At 66.2% G+C, this 23730-nt stretch carries 22 protein-coding genes and 1 riboswitch; of the genes, 12 read left to right on the top strand and 10 right to left on the bottom strand.

All coding sequences use genetic code 11. The features are described 5' to 3' along the window. Window positions 1-33: 33 nt before the first annotated feature. Window positions 34-2031 carry a transketolase gene (gene tkt, locus ACA097_RS14790; protein ID WP_043255953.1) on the bottom strand — a complete coding sequence of 666 codons (1998 nt, stop codon included), beginning with the start codon at window positions 2029-2031 and terminating at the stop codon, window positions 34-36. 85 nt (window positions 2032-2116) lie between these two features. Between tkt and ACA097_RS14785 the strand changes: the two genes are divergently transcribed. The 5 genes from ACA097_RS14785 (at window position 2117) to ACA097_RS14765 (ending at window position 7098) form a co-directional block, all read left to right on the top strand. Beyond that, window positions 2117-2242, top strand: a complete 126-nt coding sequence (locus ACA097_RS14785) for a hypothetical protein (RefSeq protein WP_371364163.1) — start codon at window positions 2117-2119, stop codon at window positions 2240-2242. A gap of 46 nt (window positions 2243-2288) precedes the next feature. Continuing rightward, a complete protein-coding gene (locus ACA097_RS14780; protein ID WP_043255955.1) occupies window positions 2289-3290 on the top strand; it encodes a metalloregulator ArsR/SmtB family transcription factor in 1002 nt (333 codons plus the stop codon). A gap of 17 nt (window positions 3291-3307) precedes the next feature. Further along, window positions 3308-4498 (top strand): methionine adenosyltransferase, encoded by a 1191-nt coding sequence (metK, locus tag ACA097_RS14775; protein ID WP_043255957.1) that lies wholly within the window; start codon window positions 3308-3310, stop codon window positions 4496-4498. Window positions 4499-4640: 142 nt separating this feature from the next. After that, window positions 4641-6302: an NAD-dependent DNA ligase LigB gene (gene ligB / locus ACA097_RS14770; protein WP_371364160.1), complete on the top strand. Its 1662-nt coding sequence runs from the start codon at window positions 4641-4643 to the stop codon at window positions 6300-6302. A gap of 52 nt (window positions 6303-6354) precedes the next feature. Then, window positions 6355-7098, top strand: a complete 744-nt coding sequence (locus ACA097_RS14765; protein WP_371364158.1) for a metallophosphoesterase — start codon at window positions 6355-6357, stop codon at window positions 7096-7098. Here the strand turns inward: ACA097_RS14765 and ACA097_RS14760 are convergent. Further along, complete coding sequence (locus ACA097_RS14760) at window positions 7077-8072, bottom strand: PHB depolymerase family esterase (protein WP_371364156.1); 996 nt, start codon at window positions 8070-8072, stop codon at window positions 7077-7079. The genes ACA097_RS14765 and ACA097_RS14760 overlap by 22 nt on opposite strands. Window positions 8073-8218: 146 nt before the next feature. On the opposite strand from ACA097_RS14760, the gene ACA097_RS14755 reads away from it, so the two are divergent. Beyond that, window positions 8219-8605 carry a DUF1090 domain-containing protein gene (locus ACA097_RS14755; RefSeq protein WP_371364154.1) on the top strand — a complete coding sequence of 129 codons (387 nt, stop codon included), beginning with the start codon at window positions 8219-8221 and terminating at the stop codon, window positions 8603-8605. A gap of 107 nt (window positions 8606-8712) precedes the next feature. Here the strand turns inward: ACA097_RS14755 and ACA097_RS14750 are convergent, their stop codons facing one another. The 5 genes from ACA097_RS14750 to ACA097_RS14730 all read right to left on the bottom strand — a co-directional run bounded on the left by ACA097_RS14750 (window position 8713) and on the right by ACA097_RS14730 (window position 12120). Next, on the bottom strand, window positions 8713-9171 hold the full coding sequence (locus ACA097_RS14750; RefSeq protein WP_043255966.1) for a cytochrome c: 459 nt from the start codon (window positions 9169-9171) through the stop codon (window positions 8713-8715). Window positions 9172-9306: 135 nt separating this feature from the next. Next, window positions 9307-9693 (bottom strand): MAPEG family protein, encoded by a 387-nt coding sequence (locus ACA097_RS14745; protein WP_043255968.1) that lies wholly within the window; start codon window positions 9691-9693, stop codon window positions 9307-9309. Between the two features lie 97 nt (window positions 9694-9790). After that, on the bottom strand, window positions 9791-10621 hold the full coding sequence (locus tag ACA097_RS14740; RefSeq protein ID WP_371364151.1) for an EamA family transporter: 831 nt from the start codon (window positions 10619-10621) through the stop codon (window positions 9791-9793). A 78-nt stretch (window positions 10622-10699) separates the two neighbouring features. Continuing rightward, a complete protein-coding gene (locus tag ACA097_RS14735) occupies window positions 10700-11107 on the bottom strand; it encodes an acyl-CoA thioesterase (RefSeq protein ID WP_043255972.1) in 408 nt (135 codons plus the stop codon). 104 nt (window positions 11108-11211) lie between these two features. Next, window positions 11212-12120, bottom strand: coding sequence for a LysR substrate-binding domain-containing protein (locus tag ACA097_RS14730; RefSeq protein ID WP_371364149.1), 909 nt, complete (start codon window positions 12118-12120; stop codon window positions 11212-11214). A 216-nt stretch (window positions 12121-12336) separates the two neighbouring features. On the opposite strand from ACA097_RS14730, the gene ACA097_RS14725 reads away from it, so the two are divergent. The 6 genes from ACA097_RS14725 (at window position 12337) to ACA097_RS14700 (ending at window position 20843) form a co-directional block, all read left to right on the top strand. Beyond that, entirely contained in the window at window positions 12337-13518 is a 1182-nt protein-coding gene (locus ACA097_RS14725; protein ID WP_043255976.1) for an acyl-CoA dehydrogenase, read from the top strand. A gap of 68 nt (window positions 13519-13586) precedes the next feature. Continuing rightward, window positions 13587-14810, top strand: a complete 1224-nt coding sequence (locus ACA097_RS14720) for a CaiB/BaiF CoA transferase family protein (RefSeq protein ID WP_371364147.1) — start codon at window positions 13587-13589, stop codon at window positions 14808-14810. 159 nt (window positions 14811-14969) lie between these two features. Beyond that, a riboswitch (S-adenosyl-L-homocysteine riboswitch) is annotated at window positions 14970-15074 on the top strand. A 22-nt stretch (window positions 15075-15096) separates the two neighbouring features. Beyond that, on the top strand, window positions 15097-16506 hold the full coding sequence (ahcY, locus tag ACA097_RS14715; protein ID WP_160288636.1) for an adenosylhomocysteinase: 1410 nt from the start codon (window positions 15097-15099) through the stop codon (window positions 16504-16506). A gap of 62 nt (window positions 16507-16568) precedes the next feature. After that, window positions 16569-17414 (top strand): methylenetetrahydrofolate reductase [NAD(P)H], encoded by an 846-nt coding sequence (gene metF / locus ACA097_RS14710; protein ID WP_043255981.1) that lies wholly within the window; start codon window positions 16569-16571, stop codon window positions 17412-17414. 61 nt (window positions 17415-17475) lie between these two features. Continuing rightward, on the top strand, window positions 17476-18543 hold the full coding sequence (locus ACA097_RS14705) for a hypothetical protein (protein WP_160288637.1): 1068 nt from the start codon (window positions 17476-17478) through the stop codon (window positions 18541-18543). Window positions 18544-18785: 242 nt separating this feature from the next. Further along, window positions 18786-20843, top strand: coding sequence for a DEAD/DEAH box helicase (locus ACA097_RS14700; RefSeq protein ID WP_371364144.1), 2058 nt, complete (start codon window positions 18786-18788; stop codon window positions 20841-20843). A 181-nt stretch (window positions 20844-21024) separates the two neighbouring features. Here ACA097_RS14700 and ACA097_RS14695 read toward each other — a convergent pair whose 3' ends face one another. The 3 genes from ACA097_RS14695 to ACA097_RS14685 form a co-directional block, all read right to left on the bottom strand. Further along, window positions 21025-21759: an amino acid ABC transporter ATP-binding protein gene (locus ACA097_RS14695; protein WP_371364142.1), complete on the bottom strand. Its 735-nt coding sequence runs from the start codon at window positions 21757-21759 to the stop codon at window positions 21025-21027. Then, window positions 21752-22714 (bottom strand): amino acid ABC transporter permease, encoded by a 963-nt coding sequence (locus ACA097_RS14690; RefSeq protein ID WP_043255988.1) that lies wholly within the window; start codon window positions 22712-22714, stop codon window positions 21752-21754. Before ACA097_RS14690 ends, ACA097_RS14695 begins: the two co-directional genes overlap by 8 nt. A 72-nt stretch (window positions 22715-22786) precedes the next feature. Beyond that, entirely contained in the window at window positions 22787-23584 is a 798-nt protein-coding gene (locus ACA097_RS14685) for a transporter substrate-binding domain-containing protein (protein ID WP_043255990.1), read from the bottom strand. Window positions 23585-23730 lie beyond the last annotated feature (146 nt).

Raw genomic sequence — 23730 nt, 5'->3', positions numbered from 1 at the left:
GGGGCGCAGGCCCCGGCGGATGCGGACGCGCTATCAGGCGTCGAGCAGTTCGGCGGCCACTTCCAGCACGTTCTCGACGGTGAAGCCGAAGTGCTCGAAGAGCGCGGCGGCCGGAGCCGACTCGCCGAAGGTGGTCATGCCGATCACGCGGCCTTCCAGGCCAACGTACTTGTACCAGTAGTCGGCATGCGCGGCTTCGATGGCGATGCGTGCACCGACCTGCACCGGCAGCACGGCCTGCTTGTAGCCGGCGTCCTGCTGCTCGAAGACGCTGGTGGACGGCATGGAAACCACGCGCACCTTGCGGCCTTCGGCGATCAGCTTGTCGTAGGCCTGAACGGCCAGGCCGATTTCCGAACCGGTGGCGATCAGGATCAGCTCCGGCTCGCCGTCGCAGTCCTTGAGCACGTAGCCGCCACGGGCGACGTTGGCCAGTTGCTCGGCATCGCGTGCCTGGTGCGGCAGGTTCTGGCGGCTGAAGATCAGCGCGGACGGGCCGTCGTTGCGTTCGATGGCATATTTCCAGGCCACCGCGGACTCGACCGCGTCGGCCGGGCGCCAGGTGTCCAGGTTCGGGGTCAGGCGCAGGCTGGCCAGCTGCTCGATCGGCTGGTGGGTCGGGCCGTCTTCGCCCAGACCGATGGAGTCGTGGGTAAACACGTACAGCACGCGCTGCTTCATCAGGGCGGACATGCGCACTGCGTTGCGGGCGTATTCCATGAAGATCAGGAAGGTCGCGCCGTAGGGGATGAAGCCGCCATGCAGGGCCACGCCGTTCATGATGGCGCTCATGCCGAACTCGCGAACGCCGTAGAACACGTAGTTGCCGGAAGCGTCTTCCGGGGTCACGCCCTTGCAGCCTTTCCACAGGGTCAGGTTGGAGCCGGCGAGGTCGGCGGAGCCACCGAGGAATTCCGGCAGCAGCGGGCCGAAGGCGTTCAGCGCGTTCTGGCTGGCCTTGCGGCTGGCGATGGTTTCGCCCTTGGCGGCGACTTCGGCGACGTAGGCAGCGGCCTTCTCGGCGAAGTCAGCCGGCAGCTCGCCAGCGACGCGGCGCTGGAACTCGGCGGCCAGTTCCGGATGGGCGGCCTGGTAGGCGGCGAAGCGCTGGTTCCACTCGGATTCGCGGCTGGCGCCGGCTTCCTTGGCGTCCCACTCGGCGTAGATGTCCGCAGGGACTTCGAAGGGCGCGTGGTTCCAGCCCAGCGCAGCGCGGGTGGCGGCGATCTCGTCGTTGCCCAGCGGCGCGCCGTGGCACTCTTCCTTGCCCTGCTTGTTGGGCGAACCAAAGCCGATCACGGTCTTGCAGCAGATCAGGGTCGGGACGTCGCTCTTGCGGGCGGTCTCGATGGCGGTCTTGATCTCGTCGGCGTCATGGCCGTCGACATTGCGGATCACCTGCCAGCCGTAGGCTTCGAAGCGCTTCGGGGTGTCGTCGGTGAACCAGCCGTGGACTTCGCCATCGATGGAGATGCCGTTGTCGTCGTAGAAGGCGATCAGCTTGCTCAGGCGCAGGGTGCCGGCCAGCGAGGCGACTTCATGGGAGATGCCTTCCATCATGCAACCGTCGCCCAGGAAGGCGTAGGTGAAGTGGTCGACGATGTTGTGGCCGTCGCGGTTGAACTGCGCGGCCAGCACTTTCTCGGCCAGGGCCATGCCCACGGCGTTGGCGATGCCTTGGCCGAGCGGACCGGTGGTGGTCTCGACGCCGGCGGTGTAGCCGTACTCCGGGTGGCCCGGGGTGCGCGAGTTGAGCTGGCGGAAGTTCTTCAGGTCATCGACGGTGACGTCGTAGCCGGTCAGGTGCAGCAGCGAGTAGATCAGCATCGAGCCGTGGCCGTTGGACAGCACGAAGCGGTCGCGGTCGGCCCACTGCGGGTTGCTCGGGTTGTGCTTCATGTAATCGCGCCAGAGCACTTCGGCGATGTCCGCCATACCCATGGGGGCGCCAGGGTGGCCGCTGTTGGCTTTCTGCACGGCATCCATGCTCAGTGCGCGGATGGCATTGGCTCGCTCACGACGGCTGGGCATCGCTGAATCTCCTGCGGGGTGCTTCGAATGATCGAAGGGGATGAAAAAAGGCAGCTATTTTCGCCCAGCCGGACACCCCGGGGCAATGATGATCGACAAGCTGCACGCGCCGCGGCCTCCCACCACGCGGCGCGGGGCTCGCCGCGATGCCCGCGATGGCGGCGGCATCCCATGGCTGGCGCAGTTCGTCAGCAATATCAAAACTTTTTGATACAGCTATTGCCCACCCCGGACCCCGCGACTAGACTGCGCGACCTATGAGTCTGCGCATGCCCGAAATCCGCCACGACGAGTGCGACCAGCTAGCTGCCCTGTGCAAGGCCGGCGGCGACCCGCTGCGGCTGAACGTGCTGCGCGCCCTGGCAAACGATTCGTTCGGCGTGCTGGAGCTGGCGCAGATCTTCGGCATCCGCCAGTCGGGGATGAGCCACCACCTCAAGGTGCTGGCCCAGGCCGGGCTGGTCGCCACCCGCCGCGAAGGCAACGCGATCTTCTATCGCCGCGCCCTGCCCCAGGCCGACAGCCTCGGCGGCACGCTGCACGGTGCGCTGCTGGAGGAAGTCGACGAATTGGACCTGCCGGCCGACGTCGCGGCGCAGATCGCCGCGGTGCATGCGCAGCGCGCCGCCGTCAGCCGCACCTACTTCGCCCGTAGCGCGGAGAAGCTGCAGGCCACGCAGGACCTGATCGCAGGACTGCCGCAATACCGTGAAAGCGTGCTGGCGCTGCTGGACTCGCTGAGTTTCGACGGCGCCTCCACGGCCCTGGAAGTCGGCCCCGGCGACGGTGGATTCCTCCCCGAGCTGGCCCGGCGCTTCGCGCAGGTCACCGCGCTGGACAACAGCGCGGCCATGCTCGAACTGGCGCGGCAACGCTGCGCCGACGAACGACTGGGCAACGTCCGGCTGCGGCTGGCCGATGCCCTGCAGGACGCCGAAGATGCGGCGGACTGCGTGGTACTGAACATGGTGCTGCACCACTTCGCGGCACCGGCGGATGCCCTGCGCCAGCTGGCGCGCCTGGTCAAACCGGGTGGCAGCCTGCTGGTGACGGATCTCTGCAGCCACGACCAGAGCTGGGCCAGGGAGGCCTGTGGCGATCTCTGGCTGGGGTTCGAACAGGAAGACCTGGCCCGCTGGGCCGACGCCGCCGGGCTCGCGCCCGGGGAGAGTGTTTACATTGGTTTGCGTAATGGCTTTCAGATCCAGGTTCGGCATTTCGCCAAGCCGGATTCGCGAAGCGTCCTCACCCACCGGTAATGAATAGGAACCGTTAGATGAGCGAATATTCTGTTTTCACTTCTGAATCCGTATCCGAAGGCCATCCCGACAAGATCGCGGACCAGATCTCCGATGCCGTGCTGGACGCCATCATCGCCAAGGACAAGTACGCCCGCGTGGCCTGCGAAACCCTGGTGAAGACCGGCGTTGCCATCATCGCCGGCGAAGTCACCACCTCCGCCTGGGTCGACCTGGAAGAGCTGGTGCGCAAGGTCATCATCGACATCGGCTACAACAGCTCCGACGTCGGCTTCGACGGCGCCACCTGCGGCGTGCTGAACATCATCGGCAAGCAGTCCGTGGACATCAACCAGGGTGTCGACCGCGCCAAGCCGGAAGACCAGGGCGCTGGCGACCAGGGCCTGATGTTCGGCTACGCCAGCAACGAAACCGACGTGCTGATGCCCGCGCCGATCTGCTTCTCCCACCGTCTGGTCGAGCGCCAGGCCGAAGCGCGCAAGTCCGGCCTGCTGCCGTGGCTGCGTCCGGATGCCAAGTCGCAGGTCACCTGCCGCTACGAAAACGGCAAGGTCGTCGGCATCGACGCCATCGTGCTGTCCACCCAACACAACCCCGAGGTCAGCTACAAGGACCTGCGTGAGGGCGTGATGGAGCTGATCATCAAGCACGTGCTGCCGGCCGAGCTGCTGCACAAGGACACCCAGTTCCACATCAACCCGACCGGCAACTTCGTCATCGGCGGCCCGGTGGGCGACTGCGGCCTGACCGGCCGCAAGATCATCGTCGACTCCTACGGCGGCATGGCTCGCCACGGCGGCGGCGCCTTCTCCGGCAAGGACCCGTCCAAGGTCGACCGTTCGGCTGCCTACGCCGGCCGCTACGTGGCCAAGAACATCGTTGCCGCCGGCCTGGCCGAGCGCTGCGAGATCCAGGTGTCCTACGCCATCGGCGTGGCCCAGCCGACCTCCATCTCGATCAACACCTTCGGCACCGGCAAGATCGGCGACGACAAGATCATCCAACTGGTCCGCGAGCACTTCGACCTGCGTCCGTACGCGATCACCAAGATGCTCGACCTGCTTCACCCGATGTACCAGCCGACCGCGGCTTACGGTCACTTCGGCCGCAACCCGTTCGAGATGACCTACGGCGACGATACCTTCACCGCCTTCACCTGGGAGCGCACCGACAAGGCCGCTGCCCTGCGCGACGCCGCCGGCCTGTAAGGCTCCAGCGTCACGAAGAAGAAGCCCTGCCCATGCAGGGCTTTTTCATGGGCGTTGCGGAAAGCTCCCACGCCCGCCCCGGCGCCTTCCCAGCCGCCGTCCTCCTAGCCTGGAACGCCCTTCCGGACGCGAGGACACCGCCATGCGCCACCTGCCGCTCACCTGCCTGCTGCTCTGCCCCGCCATCGCCGTGGCCTGCCCGGACTGGCCGGAACCGCGTGCGCGTGTCGAACTCGACAGCCTGCGCCTACAGATATCCAACTGGGACCGGGCCTATCACCTGCACGGCGAATCGCCGGTCGCCGACGAGCTCTACGACCAGTCGCGCCACCAGTTCAGCGAGTGGCAACGCTGTTATCCACAGCTGCACATCGAGCTGCCGCCGCCCATGCAGGGTGCCGCCGGCAAGTTGCGCCATCCGGTGCCGCACACCGGCCTGGACAAGGCGCTCGACGAGAAAGCGGTGAGCCACTGGCTGGAGGATCGCGATGACCTCTGGGTCCAGCCGAAGGTGGATGGCGTCGCGGTCACGCTGGTCTACCAGGACGGCGAACTGCGCAAGGCGATCAGCCGCGGCGACGGACTGGCCGGCCAGGACTGGACCGCCAATGCGCGCCAGGTGACGAGCATTCCGCAGCGGCTGCCAGGCAATGGGCGGCTTGTCCTGCAGGGCGAGCTGTACTGGCGCCAGCCCGGTCATGTGCAGGCCCAGGACGGCGGGCAAGGCGCGCGCGGCAAGGTGGCCGGGCTCATGGCCCGGCAATCGATAGGTGAGCAGGCGCAAGGCATCGGTCTGTTCGTCTGGGAGCTGCCACTCGGCCCGCAGGACATGCCCGCACGCCTGCAAGCGCTGCGCAAACTCGGCTTCGGCGACAGCGCGGCGCTCACCGAGCCGGTTCGCAGCATCAAGGACGTACGCAAATGGCGCGAGCACTGGTACCGCAGCGCCCTGCCCTTCGCCAGCGACGGCATCGTCATCCGCCAGGGCCAGCGCGCTTCGGGCAGCACCTGGCGCGCGCAGCCGGCGTCCTGGGCCATCGCCTGGAAATACCCTTATCGACAGGCTTTGGCGGAAGTGCGCGAGGTGCAATTCAGGATCGGCCGCAGCGGGCGCATAACGCCCCTCCTGCTATTGCAGCCCGTCGAGCTGGACGACCGGCGTATCGCCCAGGTGAGCCTGGGTTCGTTGCGGCGCTGGCAGGCTCTGGATATCCGCCCCGGAGACCAAGTCGCCATCGCCCTCGCCGGCCTGACCATTCCGCGATTGCAGGAGGTGGTCCGCCGCTCGCCGCACCGTGCGCCTGTACAGGCACCGGCGGCTGGGCGTTATCACGCACTCAGCTGTTGGAGACCTGACGAGGGCTGTGCGGAACAGTTCCTCGCCCGCCTCGCCTGGCTGGGCGGCAAGCAGGGGCTGAAGCTTCAGGGCGTAGGTCCGGGCACCTGGCGAACGCTGCTGGAAGCCGGTCAGTTGCAGGGTTTGCTGGACTGGCTGGACCTGCCCGCCGACCAGCTAGCGGCCTTGCCAGGCATTGGCGAACGCAGCGCGCAACAGCTGCAGCAGCAATTCGAGACTGCGCGCAGCCGTCCCTTCCGCCAGTGGATACGGGCGCTCGGCGCTCCGCAGGCCGACAGCCTGCCGGATGAGCGCTGGACCGAGCTGTCCGCCCGCACCGTCGAGGACTGGCAGCGCCTGCCCAACATCGGCCCGACGCGCGCCCGGCAACTGCAGGCTTTCTTCGCCGATGCCGAGGTGCGAAGCCTCGCGGAGCAGCTTCGCCGTGCGGGCATAGCGGGTTTCTGAATGCGCCGGGCAGGCGCACAATTGCGCTCCCTTCTCAGCCGATAGCATCGCCATGCGCATTCGCGTCCTGTCCGACCTGCACCACGAACACTTCGACGGCCGCCGCGAACTGCCCGAGGTCGAAGCCGATCTCGTGGTGCTGGCCGGCGACATCCACGAGCACCTCCAGGGCCTGCACTGGGCCCGCGAGGCCTTCCCCGACACGCCGGTGGTGTACGTCTCCGGCAACCACGAGTTCTACGACTCCGACCTGCCGGACCTGACCCAGGCCATGCGCAACCTGGCGCGCGCCCTGGATATCCACTTCCTGGAGAACGACGCGGTGGTCATCGACGGCGTGCGCTTCCTCGGCGCCACCCTGTGGACGGACTTCCGCTTGTACGGCGAAGACAACCGGGACCTGACACTGCAACGCGCGTTGCAGCTGATGCCGGACTTCAGCTGCATCGACTGGTTCACCCAGCCCTACACGCCGGCGCTCAGCCAGCAGTTGTTCCAGGCTTCGCGCGACTGGCTGGCGGCGCAGCTGGCCGAGCCTTTCGCCGGGCCGACCGTGGTGGTCAGCCACCACGCACCCAGCGCGCGCTCGATCCCGCCGCAGTATGTCGGCGACAGCCTGTCGCCGGCCTTCGCCTCGGACCTCGAAGCGCTGGTCGCGCAGTGCGACCTGTGGATTCACGGTCACGTTCACGATGCCCTCGACTACCGCATCGGCCGCGGCCGGGTGGTGTGCAACCCGGGCGGTTATCCCCGGGAACGGGGCGGCTTCGATCCCTACTGCGTCGTCGAGGTCTGAGCGGCCGGCGGCAGGCTCTGGCTGAAGAAACGCCAGATCTCAGCGGGCCCATCCAGCTCCGGATCGCCCGCGCCGAGCAGGCGCGGCGGTCGATAGCCCGGCTGCGACAGCAGGTGGCCGCCGCCATGCACACTGACTAGCTCGACAGGCGGCGCGCCCGCCGCCTGCCAGACACGGCGTTCGGACCAGATCGGCCCCGGCCGGGTCAGTTGCTCGGGCTCGCCGGCGGCGTCGATGCCATTGCGCTTGGCCTGCGCGGCGGCAGCATCCTCACTGCCCAGCACGTCTCCGCGATCGCCAAAGCCGAACAGTCGCACGCGTCCACCGGCGTAGGGGTTGATCGGATCGCGCGTGCCATTCATCAGCAGGGTCGCCAACGGCTTCTCCAACGGCCGGCAGTCATCGTTCTCCGGCGTCGGCGGACTGGCCGCCACCAGGGCGATGCCGGCCAGCGGCAGCTTTCCTTCGGCGGCCATGCGCAGGGCCATCTGCCCACCGTTGGAGTAGCCAGCAACGAAGATTTGCTGCGGGTCGACCTGACGCTCGCGCTTCACGCGGCGGATCAGCCGGCTAAGGAAGGTCACGTCGTCGATGTGCTCTGTCCGCGCGCTGTAACTGGCGGCCTTGCGGCAATCGTTCCAGTGGCCCTCGTAACCGTCGGGATAGAGCACCAGGAAGCCGTAGCGATCAGCCAGCGCATCGAAGCCGTAACCGCTGTCTCGACGCATGCCTTCGCCATTGCTCTGCGAGGCGTGCAGCACCACCAGCAGGGCCGGATTGGGCGCCAGCTTCTCCGGCACGTAGAGGACGTAATAGCGGCGCATGCCGCCGGTGCGCAGCGAGCTGTCCTCGCTCACGCCGGTCAACGCCGGCTCGCGCAATCGCTCACCCGGCAGCAGATACCAGGCACCAGCCAGCAATGCTGCCAGCAGCAGGACAATGAGCCCCTGCACCAGGCGAATCGCGATACGCATCCAGCCTCCCCGCTCCGTGGCCCGGAGCACAAGTGGATCGGATCGAGCAGCGACCTGCCGCAAGACAAGGTCATCCCGCGCGCTTAATGGCAAACTCTAGCCCTTCGCCCGCGCGGCATTCCCTTTTGGTAACGCAGGACCCGAGAATGTTCCGATCCCTCTCCCTCAGCCTCGCCCTCATGCTCTGCGGCAGCGCCCTCGCGGCACCGACGGAGCAGCCCCTGACCGGCTGCGCGGCGAAACGGGCGGAAATCGCTGGAAAACTGGAAGAAGCCCGGGCGCGCGGCGATCAGAAGGCGGTCGCCGGGCTGCAGACCGCCCTGGATAAGTCCAAGGCCAACTGCACGGACGACGGTCTGGCACAGCAGCGCGCCCAGCGCGTCATCGATGCAGAGAAGGAAGTCAGCCGCCGCGAGAAGGACCTGCGCAAGGCGCTGGACAAGGGCGACGCGGAGAAGCTCGAAAAGCGCAAGACCAAGCTTGCCGAGGCCCGTGCCGAGCTGGAGCAGGCCAAGCGCGAGCTGGCGGAATAGAGCTCGCGGCTGAATAGACGGCATAAACCTGTAGGAGCGGACCTTGTCCGCGATTTTCCTAGCACCGATGGCGCAGGGAATCGCGGATGAGATCCGCTCCTACGGCGTTAAAGCGCGCGGAATTTCTTGTGGCAGGCTTCGCAGGCGTCTTCCACGGCGGCGAAATCCTTGCGCACGCCTTCGGCAGTCGGCGTCGCTGCGCGGGTGTTGGCCTCCAGCGCAGTGACGGCCTGCTGGAAGGTCTTGGAGTCGGCCTGGAATTCCAGCTGGCGCTGCCAGAGCTCGTCCTTGGCGCGGCTGTCACCGCCTTCGTCGGTCGGCTTGCTGGTGGGGAAGTACTGCCAGGGCTGGCCGGCCAGCTCGTTGAGCTTCACCGAGTCGGCGCGGAATTTCTCGGCATCGAAGACGATGCGCCCGCGCAGCATGCCGCCCATGTCCTCGCTCGCGTGCAGCATCTGCTTGAAGACCGCCTGGCGCTTGGCCAACGGCGAGTTCGGATCGAGGCGGTGGCAACCGGCCAGGGCGACGCCGGCCAACAGCAGAACGGACAGGGTCTTCAGCTTCATCGAGCGGACTCTTGTGGGGATGGGCCAGACACGGGGAGCGCCGGATTATCCGCTCGCCCCGGACAATGTTCCAGTCCGCCGGCCAGCCACTGCGGCCATCGGCCGCAGTGAATTCGTCCTTCGTTCAGCCGCCGTTCAGGCAGAGACAACGAAGAAGGACGCGATCAGCGCCATGCCGATGAACCACACCAGCGAGCGCAGCATCGCCAGGTCGGCGAGGTAGCAGATCATGTAGATCAGGCGGCTGATGATCCAGGCCATGGCCAGGCGGTCGATGGTCGTCGGTTCTGCATTGCCCACCACGTAAGCCACCATCACGGCGATGGCGAATGCCGGCGTGACCTCGAAGCTGTTCAGCTGGAAGTTGTGCGCGCGCCGGCGGTAGCCCGCCAGCCCCTCGAGGAAGGAGCGCGGGTCGCGGTTCTGCCGCGGGCCGAAATCGCGGCCGGCGAACTTGGCGAGGCCTGTGCCCAGGTAGGGCAGGAACAGGGCGATGAGGATGCACCAGAAGGCGATAGGCATGTCTGAGGACTCGTCGAAAAGAGCGCGCCAGACTGCCGCAAGCCCATTCGGTCGTCCATGACCGGCACGCAAAAAACGCGCGCAGCCACGGCCAATCTCAGAGCTTCATCACCAGCATGCCGGCCAGTACCAGGCTGCAGGCCAGCAAACGCAGCAGGCCGAAGGGTTCCTTGAGGAAACGCATGCCGAACAGCACCACCAGTAGCACGCTGGTCTCGCGCAGCGCCGCCGCCTCGGCGATGGAACCCAGCTGCATGGCCCAGAGCACCAGGCCGTAGCTGGCCATCACGCAGACGCCGACGCAGAGGCCGAGCCTCCATTGGGTTTGCCAGAAGCGCGCGAAAGCACGGGTGCGCGCGCCAACGGCGATCACTGGGAAAGGCAGTCCCGAGAGCAGCGTCAGCCAGACCAGGTAGTCCAGCGGCTGCGGCCAGCGCTTGAGGGCGTTGCCGTCGGTCCAGGTGTAACTGCCGATGCAAAGCCCCATCAGCAGCACGACCGGGAAGGCGATCCACGGCAGCTTCGATCCGCCGCCGCCCTTGAGCAGGCAGAGCATCCCCAGCGGGATCAGCAGGATGCCGAGCACCTGCCGGTCGCTCAGCGTCTCGCCGCCGGCCAGCAGGGTCAGCGCCAGCACTACCAACGGGGAGAGGCCACGCATCAGCGGATAGACCAGGCCGAGGTCGCCGACCTTGTAGGCCTGAATCAGCAGCACCCGGTAAACCAGCTGCAACAGCACGGCGCTGCCCAGCCAGGGCCATACCTCGGCGGGCGGCAGGCTGATCCAGGGCAGCAGTGCGAGGGCGACGACCAGCCCGACGAGGTCCATGCAGGCCACCACCAGCAGGCGGTCGGCGCTGAATTTGACGAGGGTGTTCCAGGCCGCATGGAGCACGGCGGCGAGCAGGACCAGCATGGTGGCGAACAAGGCGGGAATTCCTGGTATAGACCAGATTAATTCTACCCTCGCCACCCCCGGCCCGGGCAAGCCCGCCCGGTGGCCCGGTCAGACCTCGGAATCTTCCTCGTCCTTGAACTGGTCCTTGATGTAGGTGATCTCGGTCTTGCCATGGGGCGCCGGCACGCCATCCGGCCCCATGTTGACGAAGACCATCTTGTCGATGGTGAGGATGCTCTTGCGGGTGATCTTGTTGCGCACGTGGCAGGTCAGGGTGATCGAGGTGCGGCCAAATTCGGTGGCGGTGATGCCCATCTCGATGATGTCGCCGGTACGCGCCGAGCTGACGAAGTTGATCTCGGAAATGAACTTGGTGACCACGCGCTGGTTGCCCAGCTGGATGATGGCGTAGATGGCTGCCTCCTCGTCGATCCACTTCAACAGGCTGCCGCCGAACAGCGAACCGTTGGGGTTGAGGTCTTCGGGCTTGATCCATTTACGGGTGTGGAAATTCATGGAAACTCCATAGGTGCGGGTGCGCCTTGTGGGCGCGATGACGGGGAAAGCCCCGCCGGCTATGCAAGTCAGGCGCCATCCGGCACGCGGCACCGTGCTGCGGGTCAGCCTAAACCGGCTTCGCTGCGGTAGAGGCGCGCCTCGTCGAGCAGCCAGTCGCGGAAGGCCCGGACACTGGCCGACTCCACCTTGCGCTCGGGAATCATCAGGTAATAGGCGTTCTCGCTCAAATAGGCATGCTGCATGGCGACGATCAATCGCCCCTCGGCCAGCTCGCGCTGGATCAGCATCGGCGGGATCAGCGCCACGCCCATGCCGAGCATCGCCGCCTGGGCGAGCATGGAGAAAAGCTCGTAGCGCGTGCCGTTCATGTCATGCGCCACGCTCATGCCGAGCGAACCGAACCACTGGCGCCACGCGTAGGGCCGAGTGGTCTGCTGCATCAGCGGCAGCTCGGCGATTTCCGCGGCGCTCAGCCCGTTGCGCCCGCCTAGCAGCTCCGGGCTGCACACCGGCAGCGGGTCCTCGTGCATGAGGAAGTGCGAGACGGTGCCTGACCAGGCGCCATCGCCGAAATACAGCGCGCAGTCGAAGTCGGTGTCGGCGAAGAGGAACGGCCGTGTGCGGTTGGTCAGGTTGACCGTGATCTCCGGGTGCAGCCCCTTGAAGGTGCGCAGGCGTGGCAGCAGCCATTGGGTGGCGAAGGTCGGCACCACCGCCAGCTCGATGCTGCCGCCGCCTTGCTGGCCCATTACCGCCAGGGCGTCGCGCTCGACCGCATCCAGCTGAGCAGCGACGCGGCGGCTGTAGCCCAGGCCCGCCTCGGTGAGCTTGACCCCGCGTCGCGAGCGGCGGAACAGCTCGACACCGAGAAACTCCTCGAGCCCGGCGATCTGCCGGCAGATCGCGCTCTGGGTCAGCGACAGTTCTTCGGCCGCCTTGGTGAAGCTCTCGTGGCGCGCAGCGGACTCGAAGCTGACCAGCGCTGCCGTGGTGGGAATCTTGCGCCGCATCGAATGCCTCTTGGGAATCTCGTAATTCGAATAACCGCTCAAAACCACAAATCAAACGCACGTTTCACGTGCCTTCGAGCAATCACGGAGTGAGAAAATAGCACAACAGCGTGCGAATTAGTCGGTTGCCGCACCGGTCGGCGGCTGACTAGGATCGGCCGCACTCCGTCCGCCTAAACTGGAGCGGACACCCTGTCACTGCCCCGAGGTAACCCGATGGCCACCAAAGCAAGCTTCAACTGGGAAGACCCGCTGCTGCTGGATCAGCAACTCACCGAAGAAGAGCGCATGGTGCGCGACAGCGCCTACCAGTTCGCCCAGGACAAGCTGGCCCCGCGCGTGCTGGAAGCCTTCCGCCACGAGCAGACCGACCCGGCGATCTTCCGCGAGATGGGCGAAACCGGCCTGCTCGGCGCGACCATCCCCGAACAATACGGTGGCAGCGGCCTGAACTACGTGTGCTACGGCCTGATCGCCCGTGAAGTCGAGCGCATCGACTCCGGCTACCGCTCGATGATGAGCGTGCAGTCCTCCCTGGTGATGGTGCCGATCAACGAATTCGGCAACGAAGCCACCAAGCAGAAATACTTGCCGAAACTGGCCAGCGGCGAATACATCGGCTGCTTCGGCCTGACCGAGCCGGACCACGGCTCCGACCCGGGCTCGATGATCACCCGCGCCAAGAAGGTCGACGGCGGATACCGCCTGACTGGCGCCAAGATGTGGATCACCAACAGCCCGATCGCCGACGTCTTCGTGGTCTGGGCCAAGGATGACGAAGGCCAGATCCGCGGCTTCGTCCTGGAAAAAGGCTGGGAAGGCCTGTCCGCCCCGGCGATCCACGGCAAGGTCGGCCTGCGCGCGTCCATCACCGGCGAGATCGTGATGAACAACGTGTTCGTCCCCGAAGAAAACGCCTTCCCCGAAGTGCGTGGCCTGCGCGGCCCGTTCACTTGCCTGAACTCGGCTCGCTACGGCATCTCCTGGGGCGCCCTGGGAGCCGCCGAAGCCTGCTGGCACACCGCCCGCCAGTACACCCTGGACCGCAAGCAGTTCGGCCGCCCGCTGGCTGCCAACCAGCTGATCCAGAAGAAACTGGCCGACATGCAGACCGAGATCACCCTCGCCCTGCAAGGCTGCCTGCGCCTGGGCCGCATGAAGGACGAAGGCACCGCCGCGGTGGAAATCACTTCCATCATGAAGCGCAACAGCTGCGGCAAGGCCCTGGACATCGCCCGCATGGCCCGCGACATGCTGGGCGGCAACGGCATCTCCGACGAGTTCGGCGTGGCCCGTCACCTGGTCAACCTGGAAGTGGTGAACACCTACGAAGGGACCCACGACGTCCACGCGCTGATCCTCGGCCGCGCACAGACCGGCATCCAGGCCTTCTTCTGATGCCCATTGCCGGCGGCCACACGGCCGCCGGCAGCTTCCCGCCTGTCCTTCGCTGCCAGGAGTCCTCCATGTCCGGCGCCCTCTCGCATATCCGCGTACTCGACCTCTCCCGCGTCCTGGCCGGTCCCTGGGCCGGGCAGATCCTCGCCGACCTCGGCGCCGAAGTGATCAAGATCGAACGTCCCGGCAGCGGCGACGACACCCGCGCCTGGGGCCCGCCCTACCTGAAGGACGCCGAAGGCCGCGACACCAGCGAGGCCGCCTACTACCTGTCGGCCAACCGCAACAAGAAATCCGTCACCGTCGACTTCACCCAGCCCGAGGGCCAGCGCCTGGTGCGCGAGATGGCGGCCAAGGCCGACATCGTCCTGGAGAACTTCAAGGTCGGCGGCCTGAAGAGCTACGGCCTGGACTACGAGTCGCTGAAGAAGATCAACCCGAAGCTGATCTACTGCTCGATCACCGGCTTCGGCCAGAACGGCCCGTACGCCAAGCGCGCCGGCTACGACTTCATGATCCAGGGCCTGGGCGGCCTGATGAGCATCACCGGGCGCTCCGACGCCGAGGAAGGCGCAGGCCCGGTGAAGGTCGGCGTGGCGCTGACCGACATCATGACCGGCCTCTACTCGGCCACGGCGATCCTCGCCGCCCTCGCCCACCGCGACGTCAGCGGCATCGGCCAGCACATCGACATGGCCCTGCTCGACGTGCAGGTCGCCTGCCTGGCCAACCAGACCCTGAACTACCTGACCACCGGCGTACCGCCGCGCCGGCTGGGCAACGCACACCCGAACATCGTGCCCTACCAGGACTTCCCGACTGCCGATGGCGACATGATCCTCACCGTCGGCAACGACGGGCAGTTCCGCAAGTTCTGCGAACTGGCCGGGCACCCGGAATGGGCCGACGACGAGCGCTTCGCCACCAACAAGGCACGCGTAGCGCACCGCGACGTGCTCATCCCGCTGATCCGCCAGGCCACCGTGATGCGAACTACCGCCGAGTGGATCGCCGTGCTGGAAGAGGCCAGCGTGCCCTGCGGGCCGATCAACGACCTGTCCCAGGTATTCGCCGACCCGCAGGTGATCGCCCGCGGCCTGCGCGTCGACCTGCCGCACCCGCTGGCCGGCAGCGTGCCGCAGGTGGCCAGCCCGATCCGCCTGTCGGAGACCCCGGTCGAATACCGCAACGCCCCACCGACCCTCGGCCAGCACACCGAGCAGATCCTCGAAAGCGTGCTCGGCCTCGACGCCGCCGCCATCGACAAGCTGCGCGCGCAGGGCGTGATCTGAACCCGTCGCCCCGCGCCAGGGTTTTCACGGCCCCTGGCGCGGGCAGCGGCGGGCCCGGCCGTCGCAGCGCAGACGACGGAAAACCTTTGGCTTGCCGCCGCTCGCCGCTATAATCCGCAGGCTTCAAACGGCCGGCACCGCTCCGGTCGCTCCCGCCACCTGTCCGAGGGGCGCTGCAGCAAGCGAAAGCTTGTCAGGCTCGGACGGGGCGCGTCCCGCTCGGCATCCGCCGCGCGCACTACGCATCAACGGCGCCCATTCGCAGACAACGAATGGAGAGTTACGCATGAGCGCTGTCATGACGCCTGCCGGTTTCACCGACTTCAAAGTCGCCGACATTTCCCTGGCCGCCTGGGGCCGCCGCGAGCTGATCATCGCCGAGTCCGAAATGCCGGCTCTGATGGGCCTGCGCCGCAAGTACGCCGCCAGCCAGCCGCTGAAAGGCGCGAAGATCCTCGGTTGCATCCACATGACCATCCAGACCGGCGTGCTCATCGAGACCCTGGTCGCCCTTGGCGCCGAAGTGCGCTGGTCGAGCTGCAACATCTTCTCCACCCAGGACCAGGCCGCCGCCGCCATCGCCGCTGCCGGCATCCCGGTATTCGCCTGGAAGGGCGAAACCGAGCAGGAATACGAGTGGTGCATCGAGCAGACCATCCTGAAAGATGGCCAGCCGTGGGACGCCAACATGGTGCTGGACGACGGCGGTGACCTGACCGAGATCCTGCACAAGAAATACCCGCAGATGCTCGAGCGCATCCACGGCATCACCGAAGAGACCACCACCGGTGTGCACCGTCTGCTCGACATGCTCAAGGCCGGCACCCTGAAAGTCCCGGCGATCAACGTCAACGACGCGGTCACCAAGAGCAAGAACGACAACAAGTACGGCTGCCGCCACAGCCTGAACGACGCCATCAAGCGCGGCACCGACCACCTGCTGTCCGGCAAGCAGGCCCTGGTGATCGGCTACGGCGACGTGGGCAAGGGCTCGGCCCAGTCCCTGCGCCAGGAAGGCATGATCGTGAAGGTTTCCGAAATCGACCCGATCTGCGCCATGCAGGCCTGCATGGACGGCTTCGAGCTGGTTTCCCCGTACAAGAACGGCATCAATGACGGCACCGAGGCCAGCGTCGACGCCGCGCTGCTGGGCAAGATCGACCTGATCGTCACCACCACCGGCAACGTCAACGTCTGTGACGCCGGCATGCTCAAGGCCCTGAAGAAGCGCGCCGTGGTGTGCAACATCGGTCACTTCGACAACGAGATCGACACCGCCTTCATGCGCAAGAACTGGGCATGGGAAGAGGTCAAACCGCAGGTGCACAAGATCCACCGCACCGGCGCCGGCGACTTCGATCCGGCCAACGACGACTACCTGATCCTGCTGGCCGAAGGCCGCCTGGTGAACCTGGGCAACGCCACCGGCCACCCGAGCCGCATCATGGACGGCTCCTTCGCCAACCAGGTACTGGCGCAGATCTTCCTGTTCGAGCAGAAGTACGCTGACCTCTCCGCCGAGAAGAAAGCCGAACGCCTGACCGTCGAAGTGCTGCCGAAGAAGCTGGACGAAGAAGTGGCCCTGGAAATGGTCAAGGGCTTCGGTGGCGTGGTCACTCAACTGACCCCGAAACAGGCCGAGTACATCGGCGTCACCGTCGAAGGTCCGTTCAAGCCGGATACCTACCGCTACTAAGGCTCGCACGGGAACCGGCGGCGCATTGCGCCGCCGGTTTCCTGTAGCGCGAAGGAAAGTCTATGTCTCAAGAACGTCGCTTCAGCTTCGAGTTCTTCCCCGCCAAGACCGAAGCCGGGCATGAAAAACTGCTGGCCACTGCGCGCCAGCTCGCCGGCTACAAGCCGGACTTCTTCTCCTGCACCTACGGCGCCGGCGGCTCGACCCGCGACCGTACCCTGCAGACCGTGCTGCAACTGGACGGCGAGGTGAAAGTTCCCACCGCACCGCACCTGTCCTGCGTCGGCGACAGCAAGGCCGAGCTGCGCGCCCTGCTGGCCCACTACAAGGACGCCGGCATCCAGCGCATCGTCGCGCTGCGTGGCGACCTGCCGTCGGGCATGGGCATGGCCAGCGGCGAGCTGCGCTACGCCAACGAGTTGGTGGAGTTCATCCGCGCCGAGACCGGCGATCACTTCCACATCGAGGTCGCCGCCTACCCGGAAGTCCATCCGCAGGCCCGCAACTTCGAGAGCGACCTGGCCAACTTCGTGCGCAAGGTGAAAGCCGGTGCCGACAGCGCCATCACCCAGTACTTCTTCAACGCCGACAGCTATTTCCACTTCGTCGAGCGCGCACAGAAGCTGGGCGTGGAAATCCCGATCGTGCCGGGCATCATGCCGATCACCAACTATTCCAAGCTGGCGCGCTTCTCCGACGCCTGCGGCGCGGAAATCCCGCGCTGGATCCGCAAGCAGCTGGAAGCCTACGGGGATGACATTCCCAGCATCCAGGCCTTCGGCGAGCAGGTGATCACCGAGATGTGCGAACGCCTGCTCGAAGGCGGCGCGCCGGGCCTGCACTTCTATACCCTGAACCAGGCCGAACCCAGCCTGGCACTGTGGAACAACCTGCAGCTGCCGCGCTGAGCCTGACCGGACCGCCGCCCACAAGGCGGCGGTTCGACCTCATGGACGAACGAGGTGGCGCATGGTCGACACGACCCACACCCTGATCTACCTGGTCTACGGCCGGGACAGCTATCACGAAGAGGCGCTGTTCAGCATCGCCAGCGCCTTTGCGCGCTTGCGCGAGACGCCCGGGCAGACGCTCGACGTGCTGGTCGTCACGGACAACAGCGAGCCCTATGCCGGTCTGCCGCTGCGCATTCATCGGCTCGACCCGACCACCCTCGCCCGCTGGCGTGGCCCGCACGACTACCACTTCCGGGCCAAGCACATCGTCCTGCGCGAAGCTCTGGACGAGCGCCCCAGCGCAGTCCTGATCGACACCGATACCTTCTTCCGCGTATCGCCCGTGCAGTTGTTCGAGCGAGTGCGCCAGGGCGCCCTGCTGTGCAACGCCATCGACGGACCGCTGGCCGACACCCCGTCGCCGGTTTACCGGGGGATGATCGAGTACCTGAAAGAGCGCGGGCTCGCCGACGAACGGACGCCGCTAGTCAACTCCGGGGTCATCGGACTGACGAGCGACGACCGGGAAATCCTCGACCGTTCGTTGGAATTGATGGATGACCTCTATCCAATTGCCCGCGGGGCCTATACTCTTGAACAGTTTGTTCTCGCCCTGGCCGCTTATGGACGGTTGGAACCGATAGGCTGCACCGACCTGCTCCACCACTACTGGAGCCGCAAGCAGCTGTTCCGCGCGAAGATCCAGGCCTGGCTGAACAAGCACCGAACGTCCCTTCTCAGCACGCCGGCCCTCGATGACACCTTGCTGGTGACCGATCGCCTGCCACGTCCACCACGTGCCTCGCGCCTGTTGTACAAGCTGAGAACCCTGTCGCTGCCGGCATCGATGCGCCAGTTCAGCCTGGAGCTGTTCTACGGTTGCCATCACTACGACAACGAGTTCGACCGGGCCTGCGGCCCCGTCTGGTGGGAAAAAGCCGCGACCAATGCCATCGAGCGCCACCCGGACCAGGCGGTGGAAGAACAGCTCGGTGACTGGCTGAATCACAAGGTGTTGCGCGCACTCCTCGGCCCCAGGCTCGAGGATATTCGTCAGCACCTACGCCAGCAGGACCTGCTCTGAACGGCAGCCCTCCTCTGGCAGCGCCTTCCCCCCGGGGCCGGGCGCCCCCCCTGGCCGCCAGCTTCGCCGGCGGCCCCGGTGGAGCCCACATGGGCACCTGCTAGTAGACCGGCGCAGCGCCAACGGGCAGCGCGCCGGCCGCCCCCTCCTTTCCGACGCGGGAACGAGGGCACAGAGGAGTTCTACGAACTTGGTGATTTCACATTCGCTGGCCTGCGGCCAGCTCATATAGGAATACCCGCATGTCCTTTTCCTCCCTCGGTCTGTCCGAGGCGCTGTCCCGCGCAGTAGAGGCTGCGGGCTATAGCCAACCCACTCCGGTCCAGCAACGCGCCATCCCCGCCGTGCTGCAGGGCCGTGACCTGATGGTCGCGGCGCAGACCGGTACCGGCAAGACCGGTGGTTTCGCCCTGCCGGTGCTCGAGCGCCTGTTCCCCGAAGGCCACCCCGACCGCGAACACCGCCACGGCCCGCGCCAGGCGCGCGTCCTGGTGCTGACGCCGACCCGCGAACTGGCCGCCCAGGTGCATGACAGCTTCAAGGTCTATGCCCGCGACCTGCCCATGAAGAGCGCCTGCATCTTCGGTGGCGTCGGCATGAATCCCCAGGTCCAGGCCATGTCCAAGGGCGTCGACATCCTGGTCGCCTGCCCCGGCCGCCTGCTCGACCTCATCGGCCAAGGCAGCGTGGACCTCTCCCGCGTGGAGATCCTGGTCCTCGACGAAGCCGACCGCATGCTCGACATGGGCTTCATCCACGATGTGAAGAAGGTTCTCGCCAAGCTGCCGCCCAAGCGTCAGAACCTGCTGTTCTCGGCGACCTTCTCCCGCGACATCACCGACCTCGCCAACAAGCTCCTGCACAACCCGGAGCGCATCGAGGTCACCCCGCCGAACACCACCGTCGAGCGTATCGAGCAGCGCGTGTTCCGCATCTCCGCACCGCAGAAGCGCGCCTTGCTCGCGCACCTGGTGACTGTAGGTGCCTGGGAACAGGTGCTGGTCTTCACCCGCACCAAGCACGGCGCCAACCGCCTCGCCGAATACCTGACCAAGCACGGTCTGCCGGCTGCCGCGATCCACGGCAACAAGAGCCAGAACGCGCGCACCAAGGCACTGGCCGACTTCAAGGCCAACGACGTGCGCATCCTGGTCGCCACCGACATCGCCGCCCGCGGCCTGGACATCGACCAGTTGCCCCACGTGGTCAACTACGAGCTGCCCAACGTCGAGGAAGACTACGTCCACCGCATCGGCCGTACCGGCCGTGCCGGGCGTAGCGGCGAAGCCATCTCGCTGGTCGCCCCGGACGAGGAAAAGCTGCTCAAGGCCATCGAGCGCCTGACCAAGCAGCAGATCCCCACCGGCGACATGCAGGGCTTCGACCCCAATGCCGCACTGCCGGAAGTGGCCCAACCCGAACCGCGCGAGCAGCCCCAGCGCCAACCGCGCAAGGACAAGGCCAAGCGCAGCGAGCGTAGCGAGCGCAAACCGAAAGAACAGCAGCAGGCCCAGCCCGCCGCCGCCGAAGGCGCGCCTGTAGAAGATGAAGCAGCCCAGGGCGACAAGCCGGCCGGCAAGCGCCGCCGTCGTGGCGGCCGCGGCAAGAACAAGGGCGAAGGCCAGGGCCAGCCGCAAGGCGAGCAACAGGCCCAGCGCGGCGACAACCAGCCTCGGCAGCCGCGCCAACCGAAAGCCCCGCGCCCGCAGCAGGCAAATTCCGCGGATCGCGACCCCGAGGAATTCCTCGACGACGATTTCGACAACTTCGGCAACCGCGCCGACTACGTCAGCCCTTACCCGGACAAGGACCAGCAGCGCGGCCAACGCCGTCGTGGCGGCCAGGGCCAGCAAGGCCAGGGTCAAGGTCAGGGCCAGCCCAAGCAGGGCCAGCAGCGCGCCCGCGGGCAAGGTCAAGGCCAGGCTCAGGGTCAAGGTCAAGGTCAAGGTCAAGGTCAAGGTCAGGGCAAGCAGGGTCAGAAAGGCGCCGGCCAGGGCGGCCGCGGCAAGAACGCCAACGGTCAGCAACGCGGTGGCCAGGGTGGCCAAGGCGGCAACGCTCAGGGCAAGCAACGCGCCGCACGCAACAAGCGTGGTGGCAAGGGCGCGCCCTCGCTGATGAGCGACGCGCCGCTGCGCGAGCCTAGCGAATACGGCGCGGCCAAACCGACCCGCCAGCCGGTGGTGATCAACAAGCGCGACCTGGTGAAGGGCGACCGCTTCCCCACCGCCGAGCAGCTGGAAGAGCTGGAGCCGCGCCGCAAGGGCGAACGCCCGGCGCTACTGACGCGCAATCGCTGATTGCCAGCCACTGAAGAAGCTGCCCCTCGGGGCGGTTTCTTTTTGCACCGTCGTAAATGCGCCGGTAGGAGCGGACCTTGTCCGCGATAGCCGGGGTTCTCGGCGCGATTCGCGGATAAGATCCGCTCCTACAAGCACAAAAAAAGCCGCCTCGAAGGCGGCTTTTTCGTTTATCGATCGTTTAGAGCACCTGACGCAGGAAGCTCTGTGCGCGCGGATCGCTCGGCTCTTCGAAGAACTGCGCCGGCGACGCATCTTCCAGCAGCTTGCCATGGTCGAAGAACAGCACGCGGTCGGCCACTTCGCGGGCGAAGCCCATTTCGTGGGTCACGCAAACCATGGTCATGCCTTCCACCGCCAGGGCCTTCATCACGTCCAGCACTTCGCCCACCATCTCCGGGTCGAGCGCCGAGGTCGGCTCGTCGAACAGCATCACTTTCGGTTCCATGCACAGCGCGCGGGCAATGGCCACGCGCTGTTGCTGGCCGCCGGAGAGGCGCGACGGATACTCGTTGGCCTTCTGCTCGATGCCAACCTTGGCCAGCAACGCCCGAGCCTTTTCCTCGCGCTCCTTCTTGCCGCGCTTGCGCACGACTTTCTGCGCCAGGCAGAGGTTCTCCAGCACGGTCATGTGCGGGAACAGGTTGAAGTGCTGGAACACCATGCCGACTTCGCGGCGGTAGGCGTTGATGTCGGTCTTCGGGTTGGCGAGGTCGACGCCGTCGATGCTCACCGAGCCGGAGTCGAACTCCTCCAGGCCGTTGAGGCAGCGCAGGAAGGTGGACTTGCCCGAGCCGGACGGCCCGATCACCACCACCACCTCGCCCTTTTCCACGCGGGTGGTCACGTCGTCCACCGCGCGCACCACATGGCCGCGGGTGTCGAACACCTTGGTCAGGTTGCGGACTTCAATCACTTTGTCCGAGCCTCCGTTCCAGCCGGCTCGCCAGGTGCGACAGCGGCAGGTTGATGACGAGGTAGAGAGCGGCCACGCAGAACCAGATCTCGAAGGTCGAGAACGAGGTAGTGATCGCCTCGCGGCCGCTCTTGGTCAATTCGGTGATGGCGATCACCGAGACTAGCGAGGTGTCCTTGACCAGGCTGATGAACTGCCCGGCCAGCGGCGGCAGCACGCGCTTGAAGGCTTGCGGCAGGATCACGTGGCGCATCGCCTGGGGCGCACTCAGGCCCAGCGAGCGAGCCGCCTCGTTCTGCCCGCGAGCGATGGACTGCACGCCGGCGCGGACGATCTCGGCCACGTAGGCGCCGGTGAACAGCGCCAGCGCGGCTACCCCGGCGAACTCGCGGGACAGGTTGAGCACGGTGCCGATGAAGAAATAGAAGATGAATATCTGCACCAGCAGCGGTGTGCCGCGTACCAGCTCGACGTAGAGGGTCGACAGGTCGTGCAGCGTCGGGTTCTTCGACAACCGGCAGAGCCCGGCGAACAGCCCGATGAACAGGCCGATGGCGCCCGACACGACGGAGATCCACAGCGTCGTCCACAGGCCCCAGAGCAGCGGGCCGGCGGTCCAGTGGCGCTGCACGCCGACCACGTCGCCTTCGTCGACATCATCGTTCTCGGAGAACTGCAGGCTGTCGCTGGCCACGCTCAGCAGCTGCTGCTTGCCATCCTCGGCGACCAGGGTGACGTGAGCGCTGCGGCCGCCCTGTTCGATCTTCTCCACCCGCGACACGCTCTCGGCGCGCTGCGCGTCCTCGGCCTGGAAGGCGAAGTACTGCGGGACGCGGTTCCAGCGCCACTCGTAGGAGATCAGCGAGGTGGAATACCAGAGGCCGACGCCGATCAGCAGGAGGATCAGCGCGGTCAGCCCGTGCCAGGGCCAGGTGGGGCGTTTCGTTCTAGACACGAATCTCTACCGTGAAAATGCGAACGCGCAGGCCGGGGCCTGCGCGTCGGGGCGACACATTCGGGACGTGGATTATTCCATGTCCTTCAGCCAATCGGTGCTCTTGAACCACTTGTCGTGCAGGCGATCGTAGGTGCCGTCTTCGTGGATCTGCTTGAGGAAGTTGTTGATGAAGTTGATCGAGTCGTAGTCGCCCTTCTTCAGGCCGAAGGCCAGCGGCTCGTAGGTGAACGGCTGGTCGAGGAACACCAGCTTGCCGGCGCCGAACTTGCCGACCGCGACCACGTTGTAAGGCGAGTCGTAGATGAAGGCGTCGGCCTTGCCGTTGACCACGTCCATGACCGCCTCGGGCTCGTTGTCGAAACCGTGGTACTGGGCCTTGGCGATCTGCTTCTTGGCGACGAACTCGCCGGTGGTGCCGACCTTGGAGGTGATGCGGTACTTCGGATCGTTCAGGTCCTTGTAGGACTTGATGGTGCCTTCCAGCTCCTTGCGGATCAGCAGGGTCTGGCCGACCACCGCGAAGGGTTCGGTGAAGTTGATGCGCAGGTTGCGCTCCTGGGTCAGCGTCAGGCCCGAGCCGATCATGTCGAACTTGTCGGTCAGCAGCGCCGGGATGATGCCGTCGAGGCCCGTGGAGACCAGTTCCAGCTTGACGCCCATGGACTTGGCCATGGCCTTGAGGATGTCGACTTCGAAGCCGACGATCTGGCCGCGCTTGTTGGTCATCTCGAAGGGCATGTAGGTCGGGTCCATGCCGACGCGCAGTGTGCCGCGCTTGGCCGCCTCGTCGATCGCGCCGGCTTGTGCCGCGCCCACGCCGACCAGGGCGCAGACGCCCATCAGCAGCGATGCCAGATACTTCTTCATTCCCCGAACTCCTAGGCAGTCGAAAAGGTGCGTGCGCCCAATCGCCGAGCGAGGTGGCGTCCTGGGACGCGCGATGGCCGCTGCAGGCGCACGAAAGGGCGCGCATGGTACCAGAGGACGGCGGCGAGGAGGCTTTTCAGGTTGTT

It is taken from the genome of Pseudomonas sp. QL9 (genome assembly GCF_041409665.1).
Lineage (GTDB): Bacteria > Pseudomonadota > Gammaproteobacteria > Pseudomonadales > Pseudomonadaceae > Pseudomonas > Pseudomonas knackmussii.
This window is presented reverse-complemented; position numbering and strand designations above follow the sequence as displayed.